Here is a 12,348-nt window from a genome sequence, read left to right on the forward strand (position 1 = left end):
AAGGAGCGGGACTTCGCAGATTCTGACCCCTCAAGATGGGGAGCCGGGCGCTCAGCGCACGGGCTGCAGCAGCGGCACGTCGTAGCGGTGCGGGGTGCCGAAGCGGTGCGCGGTGATCGACACGGCCTGCTCGCGCAGGAACGTGAGCAGCTCCACGCGACCGGCCGCGACGACCGGGTTCGCGTACAGCGCGAGGCTCGGCGAACCGTTCACGGCGGCGGCGGTCTCGGCCGCGGATGCCCCGATCAGGCGCACCCGGCCGTCGGTGGCCGCCAGGCGCTGCGCGTGCGCGGCCCAGGCGGTGCCGTCCTCGTAGGCGACGACCACGTCGTGCGCGCCGAGCCAGGTGGCGACGGCCGCGGGCAGCACCGAGGCGGTGCTCACGGTCACGCGGGAACCGGCACGACGACCGGCGGCCGCGACGCGGAGCAGCTCCGACACACGAGAACCCTCGTAGCGCACCGTGACCGGCACAGCCTGGTAGCGCAGCACGTTCTGCTCGGTGGTCAGCCCCGTCGCGTCGCGCACGACGCCGAACTCCGACGCCCAGGCGTCGACGTCGGTGGCGAGCGCACCGCGCAGCCACTCGGCATCCGCACCGTCGACGAGCGCGACGGCCGACGAGCCGAGCTCGTCCAGCTCGGTGGACGACTGCACCGGGGCATCCGTCCACTCGGACAGGCCGACGAGGTAGTTCGGGCCGCCGGCCTTGGTTCCGGCGCCGACGGCGGCCTTCTTCCAGCCGCCGAACGGCTGGCGCTGCACGATGGCACCGGTGGTGCCGCGGTTGACGTACACGTTTCCGGCCTCGATGCGGGCCAGCCACTGCTGCACCTCATCCTCGTCGAGCGAGTGGATGCCGCTGGTGAGGCCGTAGTCGATGTCGTTGACGATGTCGATCGCCTCGTCCAGGGTGTCGGCGGTCATGATGCCGAGCACCGGGCCGAAGTACTCCACGCGGTGGAACTCGCTGCCGCGCTTCACACCGTCACGGATGCCGGGGCGCCAGAGCTGTCCGTCCTCGTCGAGCTTCTCGGGCTTGAGCATCCACGACTCACCCGCGTGCAGCGTGGTGAGTGCGGAGAGCAGCTTGCCCTCAGCGGGTCCGATCAGCGGGCCGATGCGGTTCGAGCCGTCCACCGGCGAGCCGACGTCGTATGCGCTGACGGCGTCGACCAGCTGGCGGCGGAACCGCTCCGACTTGGCGGCCGAGCCGACGAGCACGACCAGCGAGGCGGCCGAGCACTTCTGACCGGCGTGACCGAACGCCGAGTAGGCGACGTCCTTGGCCGCCAGGTCGAGGTCCGCGGAGGGCGTGACGATGATGGCGTTCTTGCCGCTGGTCTCGGCGAGCAGCGGCAGATCCTGGCGGAAGCCGCGGAACAGCTCGGCGGTCTCGAAGCCGCCGGTGAGGATGACGCGGCCGACGGCCGGGTCGCTCACCAGCTGGGTGCCGAGGTCACGGCCGTCGAGCTGCACGTACTGCAGCACGTCGCGGGGCACGCCGGCCTCCCAGAGCGCCTCGATCATGACCGCACCGGAGCGGCGGGCCTGACGGGCCGGCTTGATGATGACCGGAGAGCCGGTGGCCAGGGCCGACAGGGTGGAACCTGCCGGGATCGCGACCGGGAAGTTCCACGGCGGGGTGACGACGGTGAGGCCGACGGCGTGCATCTGCGCACCGTCGACGTCGGCGAGGTTCTTCGCGCTCTCGGCGTAGTAGTGCGCGAAGTCGATCGCCTCGGAGACCTCGGGGTCGCCCTGCTCGATGACCTTGCCGGCCTCAGAGCCCATCACCTCGAGCAGGTCGGCGCGACGCGCCTCGAGGATGTCGCCCGCCTTGTGCAGGATGGCGGCGCGACCCTCGGCGCCCAGTGCGCGCCACGCCTCGCCGGCGGCGACGGCGGTCGCGATGCGCTCCGCGACCTCCTCCGAGGTCGACAGGGTGTTCGCGGCGACGGTCTCGTTGCCGAGCTCGGAACCCGCCATGCGGGCACGGATGCCGTCCGCCCAGATGCGGTTCGCCGACAGCGACGGGTCGGTGTCGGGGGTGTTCACGAAGCCGTCGGTCGGCATCGCCGGCGCGGGCAGCTGACGGTTCTGCACCCGGTTCGGGCCGGGGACCTCGGTCGGGATGTCGCGGATGGACGCCAGGAATCGTTCCTTCTCGCGCTCGAACAGCTTCGGGTCCTCGTCGAGGTCGAAGACCGCCGACATGAAGTTCTCCTGGCTCGCGCCCTCTTCGAGGCGGCGGATCAGGTAGGCGATCGCGACGTCGAACTCGTCGGGGTGCACGACCGGGGTGTAGAGCAGCAGCGATCCGACGGTGCGCTTGATGACCTGCGCCTGAGCGGTGGCCATGCCGAGCAGCATCTCGAACTCGATGCCGCTCTCGACCCCGCGGCGCTTCGCGAGCAGCCAGGCCAGGGCGATGTCGAACAGGTTGTGGCCGGCGACGCCGATGCGCACGTTCCCGATGTGCTCGGGGCGCAGCGCGTACTCCAGGACGGCCTTGTACGAGGCATCCGACTGCTGCTTGGTCGACCAGGTCGCCAGCTCCCAGCCGTGCGACTCGGCGTCGACGGTCTCCATCGGCAGGTTCGCGCCCTTGACGACGCGCACCTTGATCGGGGCCCCGCCGTCGGCGACGCGGGCTGCCGCCCACTCCTGCAGGCGCATCATGGCGGCCAGGGCGTCGGGCAGGTAGGCCTGCAGCACGATGCCGGCCTCGAGGTTCTTGAACTGCGGACGGTCGAGGATGCCGGTGAACACCGCGATCGTCAGATCGAGGTCCTTGTACTCCTCCATGTCGAGGTTGATGAACTTGTCGCCCTTGACAGCGATGTCGTAGAGCGGCAGCAGCGCCTCGGAGGCGTCGGCGACGGCGTGGTCGAACGCCCAGGGGCTGTGCGGGGCGACGGTCGAGGAGACCTTGATCGAGACGTAGTCGACGTCGTCGCGCTGCAGCAGGCGGCGGGTGCCCTCCAGACGGCGAACGGCCTCGTCGCGGCCGAGGATCGCCTCGCCGAGCAGGTTGACGTTGAGCTTCACGCCCTGGGTCTCGCGGATGTGCTTGATCGCGGCGCCGAGCTTCTCGTCGCGCGCGTCCACGATGAGGTGACGCACCATCTGGCGCAGCACAGCCCGGGCCGACGGCACCACGATGCCGGGCAGCATGGTCGCGGTCGCGCCGCCGAGGCCGATCGCACCGCGCATCACGCCGGGCAGGAACTTCGGGGTCAGCGGCACGAGCTCCTTGAGCTTCTGGGCGGCGACCTTGGTGTCTTCGGGGCGCACGACGCCGTCGACGAAGCCGACGGTGAAGTCGAGGCCGTTCGGGTCGCGCAGCACACCGGCGAGGCGCTCGCCGGCGGCATCCGTCGGCACCTCGCGACTCTCGACGAGCCACTGGCGCACCAGCGCGACGGCGTCGTCGGCGAGGTCCGAGAGGTCGGAGACGGATGTTTCGGCAGCGGGCACAGGGGTGGTCATGATCTCAGTGTGCGCGCTCCGACCGTCTATGAAAAGCGTACGTTTTCGATGGATAATGTTCGGGATAGCCGATGCTTCTCCGGCTCCGGTCCCAGCGCTTGCGGGTGCTGAGGGCGAGGACCCGCAACGAGTGAGACCGGAACAGGACGAAGGGCCACGATGTTCGAACTGCGCAGGCTGCGGATGCTGCACGAACTTGCGCTGCGCGGCACGATCGCCGAGGTCGCGGCATCCCTCGCCTACTCGCCCTCGACCGTGTCGCAGCAGCTGTCGCTGCTGGAGCGAGAAGCCGGCGTCGCCCTGCTCGAACCGGACGGCCGGCGGGTGCGGTTCACCCCCGCGGGACGGATGCTGGCCGAGCACGCCGCCCGGGCACTCGAGCTCGACGAGGCGGCGCGCGCCGCGCTGAACACCGACCTGCAGGCTCTCGAACCCGTGCGGATCGCCGCCATGCCGACCGCGGCCGAGACGATCGTCCCCGCCGCGCTCACGATCCTCGCCGAGCGGATGCCGCAGCTGCGGGTCGAGCTGGCCGAGCTGCCGCCGGAGGAGAGCCTGTTCGAGCTGGCCGCGCGGCGGTTCGACCTGGTGATCGCCGAGCAGTATCCGGGCCACACCCGCGAACGCCACGTCGGCGTCGAGCACGACCTGCTCGGCGAGGACCCGATCCGCATCGCCATGCCGCCGTCCGAAGAGCCGTCGACGCTGCGCACCCTGCACGATCGCGCGTGGGTGATGGAACCCGCGGGAACCGCCGTGCGCCAGTGGGCGGTGCAGCAGTGCCGGGCCGCGGGCTTCGAACCCGATGTTCGTTTCGAGGCCGACGACCTCACCGCGCATGTGCGCCTGGTCGAGGCCGGTCACGCCGTGGCGATGATCCCCGATCTGATCTGGGGCTCATCGCAGCCGACGACGACCCTGGCGGATCTTCCGGGGCATCCGGTGCGCGAGGTCTTCACCGCGGTGCGCACCGCCGCGCGCGACGACGACCGCATCCGCGTCGTCCGCGACGCCCTCGCCGAGGCTTTCGCCGCCCGCGGTTGAGGCGTGACCGTGCTCCGACGCCCCTGAACAGCTCCGGTCTCACTCGATGCGGGTGCCGGCGCCGCAGCACCCGCAACCGTTGAGACCGGAGCTGCGGGACGGTCACCTCGTGAGCGTCACCGTCACCGTCGATCCGGGCTTCGCCGTGATGCCCAGTGTCTGCTTCTTCGCGTTGTAGTGCGCCTTGCCTCCGGTGACCGACACGTCGGCAGCGGAACGTACACGGACGACGGCACCCAGATCTCGCTCCGTCCCGCGGCGGCGGTGTAGGTCGCGGAGTACTGACCGGTCGCCGCATCGAAGTGCTCCGCGTTCGGGGTCCCCGCGATCGCCCGTGCGTACGGCCCGTACGCCGGCTCGTTGCCTGGGGCCGCCTGGCGATCGGCACCCATCGCGCAGTAGCCACCGCCGTCGCTGGCGCAGAAGTAGAACAGCGCCCAGCCGCTCGCGAAGCGCTCCATGGCGTCGACCTGCGCGGCCACGAGAGCCGCGTTACCCGGGGTGCGCGAGTTCGGAACGCCCCATTCTCCGACGATCACCGGCATGCGGTTCGCGGTCGGGTAGGCCGAGATCGCGGCCTCGTAGTTCACCACGAAGTCGTCCTGGTTCCAGTCGCCGCCTTGCGCTGGGACCCACGTGCGACGGGTGCGCACGTCGTTGCCAGCGAGCCTAGCGCCCGTGGGACTCAGTTGCGAGAGCCTGGGTTCTGGGTTCCAGTGCGCACTACCGCATGCGGCATCCGCTCCCGCATCACACGGATCGCCTCCGGGTTCGAGTCCACAAGAACGGCCGAGCGGCCGAGGGCGGATGCCACGGCGCCGGTCGTCCCGGATCCGGCGAACAGGTCGAGTACGCGATCGCCCGGCCGCGACGACGCCTGCACGATGCGGCGCAGCACGCCCTCCGGCTTCTGGGTCGGGTAACCGGTCTTCTCCCGCCCGGTGGTCGGCACGATCGTGTGCCACCAGACGTCGGTGGGCAGCTTGCCGCGCGCCGCCTTCTCCGGCGTGACCAGCCCCGGCGCCATGTAGGGCTCACGGTCCACGGCATCCGAGTCGAAGAAGTGCCCGCCGGGCGTCTTCGCGTAGACGAGGATCGTGTCGTGCTTGGTGGGCCAGCGCCGCCGCGACTTCGCGCCGTAGTCGTAGGCCCAGATCAGCTCGTTCAGGAACGCGTCGCGCCCGAACACCGCGTCCAGCATGACCTTCGCGTAGTGCGCCTCACGGTAGTCCAGGTGCAGGTAGAGCGTGCCGTCGTCGGCGAGCAGCCGCCACGCCTCCTGCAGCCGCGGCATCAGGAAGTCGCCGTAGTCGTCGAAGCGGTCGTCGTAGGCGTGCAGCATGCTGCGCACCTTCTCGTAGCGGTGGCCGTGGAATCCGCGGCTGACCTCGGCGCGGGGAGCGGATGCGGCATCCGCCTCATCGTCGTCCTCGGCGCGCGTCGCGACGACGCGCTCGCGCGTCTGCGCGCGACCGGTGTTGAACGGAGGGTCGAGGTAGATCAGCGTGAACGAGCCGGATGCCAGGGACTCGGCGACCCCGAGGTTGTCACCCTCGATGATCTCGACGGGGCCCGGTTCGGCTGTGACTGTCTGGGTCGCGGAGCCCGACCGGGTCGCGGAGCCCGCCCGGGTCGCGGAACCCGCCTGGGTCGCTGAGCCTGTCGAAGCGTCGTCGCTCGACCCTTCGACAGGCTCAGGGACCCGAACCGGAGTCGTGCTCACGGCACCCGGTGCAGCCACGCATCTGTGGCGAACTTCGACTCGACGAGCGCCTCGGCGTCGGCGTACTCGTCGGCGGTGATGCTGCCGTCCTCGGCGCCGGTCAGTGAGCGGAAGGTGTCCTTGAAGCGCTCGATGATCTCGGCACGGGGCAGACCGGTCTGGCTGCGCAGCGGGTCGACGCGCTTGGCCGCCGAAGTGGTGCCCTTGTCGCTGAGCTTCTCGCGGCCGATGCGGAGCACCTCGGTCATCATCTGACCGTCGATGTCGTACGAGAGCGTGGCGTGGTGCAGCACTCCGCCGTTGGCGAGGCGCTTCTGCGCCGCGCCGCCGATCTTGCCGGTCGGCGAGGCGATGTCGTTCAGCGGCTGGTAGGTCGCGTCGATGCCGAGCGAGCGAAGCGCCTGCAGCACCCAGTCGTCGAGGAAGGCGTACGAGTCGGCGAAGGTCATGCCCTGCACGAGGGATGCCGGTACGTACAGCGAGTAGGTGATGATCTGCCCGGAGCCCATCAGCATCGCCCCGCCGCCGGAGATCCGGCGCACGACGTCGAACCCGTGCCTGGCGGCCCCCTCAGGGTCGACCTCGTTGCGGTAGGACTGGAACGACCCGATCACGACGGCCGACTCGTCCCATTCCCAGATGCGCAGCGTGGGCTTGCGGCGCCCCTCGCCGACGCGGCCGGTGAGCACCTCGTCGAGTGCGAGGTTCATGCGCGGCGACACGGCCTTCTCGTGCACGATCTCCCAGTCGAAGTCGCGCCAGCCCGGTGCGGTGACCAGGGCGCGGCGCACCGCTGTGCCGACCGCCTCGGGCGAGAACCCCAGCAGCTGAGCGCCGTCGGGCAGGGCACCGCGGACCGCGGCGGCGATCGTGGAGGCATCCGCCTCGACCGGCATCCCCTCGACGGCGGCATTGATGTCGTCGAGAGCGGTGTCGGGCTCGAGGAAGAAGTCGCCGGCGAGGCGGAAGTCGCGGATCACGTCATCGCGCACCTCGAGGTCGACGACGACCAGCTTGCCCCCGGGGACCTTGTACTCACCGTGCATGGATCCAGCCTACTGAGCGCGCGGGAAGTGCTTCTCGAGCCAGGCGAGCACATCGGCGCGGACCTGCTCCTGGTCGAGGTCGTTGAAGATCTCGTGCCGCCCGTCGGGGTACACCAGCGTCGTGACATCCGTGAGGCCGGAGCGCTTGCGGTAGCCGCCCGCCAGCTTGTGCACGCTGTGCGGTCCGCCGACCGGGTCGTCGCGACCGACCATCAGCAGTACCGGCACGTCGTGCCCCAGGTCCTTGCCCGGCCTGCTGTACAGCCGCGCTGCGTTGACGAACCCGAACAGTTTCAGCAGCGGCACCTCGGTCGTCAGCGGATCGTCGTGGAAGTCCTGCCACACCTCGGGATCGCGCGAGAGCCACTCCAGACCGTCCGCATCGGGCCCGTTCCACTTCGCGTTCAGAGGCAGCGCGTTCAGGTCGAGCGGCGTGAGGTGCGCGGAGCCGCTGAGGATCACGGCGTCATAGGCCTCGGGATGCGCGTTCAGAAGCTTCTGCGACAGGAAGGACCCCCAGGAGTGCCCGAGCAGCACGAGGGGAAGGTCCGGATGCTCCGCCTTGATGATCCCGGTCAGCTGCCAGAGCGCGTCGACCGCGGCCCGCATCCCGCCCTTGCCGAGGTGGCCCAGCTTCGCGGATCCGTTCCACTGGCGGATGCCGGTGCGCCCGTGCCCGCGGTGGTCGTCGGCGTAGACGTGGAACCCGGCGCCGGTGAGCGCCTCGATCAGAGTGCCGTAGCGCCCGGCATGCTCGCCGACCCCGTGCAGCAGCTGCACGACGCCGCGTGCGGCGCCCTGCGCCTGATACACGTCGTAGACGATCGCGATGCCGTCGCCGTCGATGAACTCCGTCGTCCTCGCCTCTGCAACCATGCGCTCGAGTCTACGGAGGCGTCAGAGGCCGAGCGCGCGGACGATCGCGAGAGCGGCCTGCGGGTCGGTCACCTCGTGGCCGCCGTCGTCGGACGACCCCAGCTTCACGTCGTCGTTCGCGAACACCGTCCTCTTCGCCGAGAAGTGCACGGCGTCGACGCCGACCCTGGCGATCTCGACGACGTTCGAGGCGTCGATCCCCCCGCCGGCCATGATCTCGATGCCGCCGGCCGCCTCGGCGACCAGGTCGCCGAGCAGGTCGACGCCGTCGATCGCCGCCGATCGGCCGCCGGAGGTGAGCACGCGCCGCAGCCCCAGCTCCCGCGCGACGCGAAGGCTCTCGAGCGGATCGGGGGTCACGTCGATCACGCGATGCAGGGTGACGGATGCCCCGCCTGCAGCATCCACCAGCCGTGCGAGCGCGTCGCGGTCGAGAGCGCCGTCAGCGCCCTGGCATCCGATCACGGCGCCCGCGGCGCCGGCCGCGATCGCGTGCCGGACGTCGTGCGCCATCAGGGCGACCTCGTCGTGGTCGTAGCGGAAGCCGCCGGCGCGGGGGCGCACCAGCACATGCACCTCGACCTCTCCCCCGGCGGCCTCGACCGCCCGGTCGAGCGTCGCGGGCGACGGGGTGAGCCCGCCCAGCGCGAGCGCCTGGGTGAGTTCGACGCGCGCCGCGCCGATCTCCCGGGCGATGCGCACTCCGGCGGTGTCCTGGACGGCGAGTTCGAGCGCGATGGTCACGGGTTCCATTCTGGCCCGTCGCGCCCCGAAGCGCGGAGCGCGACCGCCGCAGATATGGATGGGAGCGCTCTCGGATAACGTTGGAGATCCCGTGCGAAACCAATGGTTGTTGCCGCCCCGGTCCCGTGCTACTCTCGGGAAACCGGTTACTGAAGAAGCGTTTTCTCAGCACCGCACCCCGCACCCCGACTCGAAGATGAGCGCAGGAAGAGGCCCCTCGATGGCGATCGATCTCGCACCGACCAGCGTTCGCGCCGACGCGGAGCTGCCGCCCGCCGACCTGCCCCCGCAGCACCGCCGCCGCACCTGGTGGCAGCACATCTGGCGCCACAAGGCGCTCTACCTGATGGCGCTGCCCGGCATCGCGTACTTCATCATCTTCAAGTACGTGCCGATGGCCGGTCTGGTGATCGCGTTCCAGGACTACTCGCCGTTCCGCGGGATCACCGGCAGCCCGTGGGTCGGCTTCGACCACTTCGTACGGTTCTTCACCGAGGACACGTTCGGGATGCTGCTGACCAACACGGTCGTCATCTCGCTGCTGCTGCTGATCTTCTCGTTCCCGGTGCCGATCATCCTGGCGCTGATGCTGAACGAGCTGCGCCTCAAGTTCTTCCAGCGCAGCATCCAGACCGTCATCTATCTGCCGCACTTCATGTCGTGGGTGATCGTCGTGTCGCTGTTCTACGTGCTGCTGACCACAGACGGCGGCAGCGTCAACCAGCTGCTGCAGTCCTGGGGGCTGCCCGCGATCCCGTTCCTCACCGACCCGAACTGGCTGCGTCCGCTGTACACGATGCAGGAGATCTGGAAGACGGCCGGCTGGGGCACGATCATCTACCTCGCCGCGATGACCGGCGTCGACCTGCAGCTCTACGAGGCCGCCGAGATCGACGGCGCCGGACGCTGGTCGCAGACCTGGCACATCACGCTGCCGGCGATCCGCCCCGTCATCATCGTCATGTTCATCCTCGCGATCGGCGACTTCCTCGAACTGGGCTTCGAGCACATGTTCCTGATGCTGAACTCGCTCAACCGCGAGGTCGGCGAGATCTTCGACACCTACGTCTACACCGCCGGCATCCAGAACGGGCAACTCAGCTACGCCACCGCCGTCGGCCTGTTCAAGGGACTCGTCGGACTGGTGCTCGTGGTCGGCGCGAACCGGATGGCGAAGAAGTTCGGCGAGGAGGGCGTGTTCTGATGTTCTCCTTCGAAGCCTTCGTCAAGCTCAACCTCTTCCTGCGGGGCGCCTACAAGCTGGCGTACCTGAACCTGCTGTGGATCGCGGCCACCCTGGCCGGGCTGGTGCTGTTCGGCATCGGCCCCGCCTCCTACGCCGTCGCCGCGTATGTCGACCGCTGGTTCCGGTTCGGTGAGACGCCGCCGGTGACCCGGGCGTTCCTCGGCCACTTCCGCGCGCAGTACTGGCGGGCCGCTGCGATGGGCTGGATCCTCACCGCGGCGGCGCTGATCGTGAGCACCAACATCCTCGGCGCCGGCACCTGGATGCTGCGATTCGCGAACATCGTCGCGCTGGTGGTGATCTGCATCATCGCCGCCTACGTGTTCCCGGTGATGGCCGCCACCGACATCCGCGGCCCGCTCCGCCAGATCGCGGCGGCGCTGATGCTCGGCATCGGCTCGCTGCAGTGGACCATCATCGCCGGAGCCGCCGTCGCCGGCACCGTGTGGCTGCTGGCCACCTGCGCCCTTCCCGCGCTGGTGCTGTTCGGGATCGGCATCCCGGCCGCTGCGATCGGATTCGTCACCCGCGTCGTGTTCGGCGCGCTCACCGAGGACGACCCCCAGACCTCACCCCCCAGGGCTCGCGAAAGCGCGCATGCCCGTGTCCACCTTGCGAGAGGAACATCAGAATGAGGAACCACAGCAGGCTCGGAATCGCCGTCGCTTCCGTCGCCGTCGCCGCACTCGCGCTCACCGCGTGCGGATCGGCCGACGCGGACACGAGCGCGGAGAAGCCGAAGACCGCCGAGAAGATCAGCTGGATGGCGATGCTGCACACGCCGACCACCCCTGAGTCCGACGGCCCGATCCAGACGGCGCTCGAGAAGTACACCGGCTCGACGCTGGAGTTCCAGTGGGTGCCCGACGCCTCGAAGGACGAGAAGATCAACGCGGCCCTGGCATCCGACTCGCTCGCCGACATCACCTCGCTCACCAACATCTCCAACACCTCGGTGCGCCAGGCGCTGAAGTCCGGCCAGTTCTGGGACGTCGAGAAGTACCTGAAGGACTACCCCAACCTGTCGAAGATCGACGAGCAGACCATCGCCTCGGCACGCGTCGACGGACACCTGTACGGCGTGCCGTTCCAGAAGCAGATGGCGCGCTACGGCGTGCTGATCCGGCAGGACTGGCTCGACAACCTCGGCCTCGAGACGCCGCACACCCTCGAAGACCTGGCGAAGGTCGCCGTCGCGTTCACGAACGACGACCCCGACGGCAACGGCAAGGACGACACCACCGGGTTCATCGACCGAGCCGAGAGCTTCAAGCTCGGCTTCAAGATGATCGCCGGCTACTTCGGCGCCGGCAACAACTTCGAGGTGAACGACGACGGCGAGGTCGTCCCCACTTTCACCACGGACGAGTTCAAGGACGCCATGGAGTGGTATCGCGATCTCTACGACCAGGGCGCGGTGAACAACGAGTTCGTCACCATGCAGAAGCAGAACCAGCAGGACGCCATCGCCCAGGGCAAGGGCGGCATCGTGGTGACCGGCCTGTTCGAGGCGAAGAACTACATGAACCTCGCCACCAGCGCAGACCCGAACACTCCGATGGCGTGGGCGCTGGTCAATGACATGACCTACGACGACGTGCCGCGCCGCATCCTGTCCGACACCAACGGCGGCTTCGGCGGCTGGCTGGGCATCTCCACCACCAAGGTGAAGAGCGAGGACGAGCTGAAGTCGGTGCTCGCGTTCATCGACAAGCTCCTCGACGAGGAGGCCTTCGGCCTGATGACCAACGGCATCGAGGACGAGCACTACACGATCGACGCCGACGGCGTGATCACCATCAGCGACCAGCCCACCTGGGAGGCGGAGGTGCAGCCCTACGGCTCGTCGCGTCCGTCTGACATCGTGACGACATTCAAGAGCAGCACGCCGTACGTCGACGAGGCGCAGAAGCTGATGGACGAGAACACCGAGTTCGCGATCATCGACCCGTCGCTGCCGCTCTCGTCGGCGACCTTCGACCAGAGCTGGTCGACGATCGCCCAGGGCGCGAACGACGCGTACAACAAGTTCATGGTCGGCCAGCTCGACATGGACGGCTACGAGGCGGCGATCGAGGATCTCGGCGGCAAGGGCCTGGACAAGGTCGTCGACGAGTTCACCGCGTCGTACGAGGACAGCAAGTAAACCGACCATGACCCGGACGCAGGCGCACAGC

Annotated in this window: 10 protein-coding genes; 4 read left to right on the forward strand and 6 right to left on the reverse strand. The window is 69.2% G+C overall.

Annotated features, from left to right (window positions below; genetic code table 11):
* Nucleotides 1-51 precede the first annotated feature (51 nt).
* Complete coding sequence (locus DY023_RS01065; protein ID WP_116240495.1) at nucleotides 52-3,492, reverse strand: bifunctional proline dehydrogenase/L-glutamate gamma-semialdehyde dehydrogenase; 3,441 nt, start codon at nucleotides 3,490-3,492, stop codon at nucleotides 52-54.
* A gap of 159 nt (nucleotides 3,493-3,651) precedes the next feature.
* Here DY023_RS01065 and DY023_RS01070 point away from each other — a divergent pair, with 159 nt between their 5' ends.
* Nucleotides 3,652-4,536, forward strand: coding sequence for a LysR substrate-binding domain-containing protein (locus DY023_RS01070; protein ID WP_116240496.1), 885 nt, complete (start codon nucleotides 3,652-3,654; stop codon nucleotides 4,534-4,536).
* A 122-nt stretch (nucleotides 4,537-4,658) separates the two neighbouring features.
* Here DY023_RS01070 and DY023_RS01075 read toward each other — a convergent pair whose 3' ends face one another.
* The 5 genes from DY023_RS01075 to DY023_RS01095 form a co-directional block, all read right to left on the reverse strand.
* The gene (locus DY023_RS01075; RefSeq protein WP_116240497.1) at nucleotides 4,659-5,189 is read right to left on the reverse strand and encodes a hypothetical protein; all 531 of its coding nucleotides are present in this window, start codon (nucleotides 5,187-5,189) and stop codon (nucleotides 4,659-4,661) included.
* Between the two features lie 32 nt (nucleotides 5,190-5,221).
* The gene (locus DY023_RS01080) at nucleotides 5,222-6,097 is read right to left on the reverse strand and encodes a DNA-methyltransferase (RefSeq protein ID WP_181905671.1); all 876 of its coding nucleotides are present in this window, start codon (nucleotides 6,095-6,097) and stop codon (nucleotides 5,222-5,224) included.
* Nucleotides 6,098-6,255: 158 nt separating this feature from the next.
* The gene (gene lplAB / locus DY023_RS01085) at nucleotides 6,256-7,305 is read right to left on the reverse strand and encodes a lipoate-protein ligase LplAB (RefSeq protein ID WP_116240498.1); all 1,050 of its coding nucleotides are present in this window, start codon (nucleotides 7,303-7,305) and stop codon (nucleotides 6,256-6,258) included.
* Between the two features lie 9 nt (nucleotides 7,306-7,314).
* Entirely contained in the window at nucleotides 7,315-8,181 is an 867-nt protein-coding gene (locus DY023_RS01090) for an alpha/beta hydrolase (protein WP_116240499.1), read from the reverse strand.
* A gap of 21 nt (nucleotides 8,182-8,202) precedes the next feature.
* A complete protein-coding gene (locus DY023_RS01095) occupies nucleotides 8,203-8,934 on the reverse strand; it encodes a copper homeostasis protein CutC (RefSeq protein ID WP_116240500.1) in 732 nt (243 codons plus the stop codon).
* Between the two features lie 211 nt (nucleotides 8,935-9,145).
* Here DY023_RS01095 and DY023_RS01100 point away from each other — a divergent pair, with 211 nt between their 5' ends.
* The 3 genes from DY023_RS01100 to DY023_RS01110 are packed head-to-tail and all read left to right on the forward strand — an operon-like array spanning nucleotide 9,146 to nucleotide 12,317.
* Nucleotides 9,146-10,129 (forward strand): ABC transporter permease, encoded by a 984-nt coding sequence (locus DY023_RS01100; RefSeq protein ID WP_116240501.1) that lies wholly within the window; start codon nucleotides 9,146-9,148, stop codon nucleotides 10,127-10,129.
* Nucleotides 10,129-10,806 carry a YesL family protein gene (locus tag DY023_RS01105; RefSeq protein ID WP_116240502.1) on the forward strand — a complete coding sequence of 226 codons (678 nt, stop codon included), beginning with the start codon at nucleotides 10,129-10,131 and terminating at the stop codon, nucleotides 10,804-10,806. The genes DY023_RS01100 and DY023_RS01105 overlap by 1 nt, the downstream gene beginning before the upstream one ends.
* Complete coding sequence (locus DY023_RS01110; protein ID WP_116240503.1) at nucleotides 10,803-12,317, forward strand: extracellular solute-binding protein; 1,515 nt, start codon at nucleotides 10,803-10,805, stop codon at nucleotides 12,315-12,317. The genes DY023_RS01105 and DY023_RS01110 overlap by 4 nt, the downstream gene beginning before the upstream one ends.
* Nucleotides 12,318-12,348: the final 31 nt, after the last annotated feature.

Source organism: Microbacterium bovistercoris, from assembly GCF_003387575.1.
Classification (GTDB): Bacteria; Actinomycetota; Actinomycetes; order Actinomycetales; family Microbacteriaceae; genus Microbacterium; species Microbacterium bovistercoris.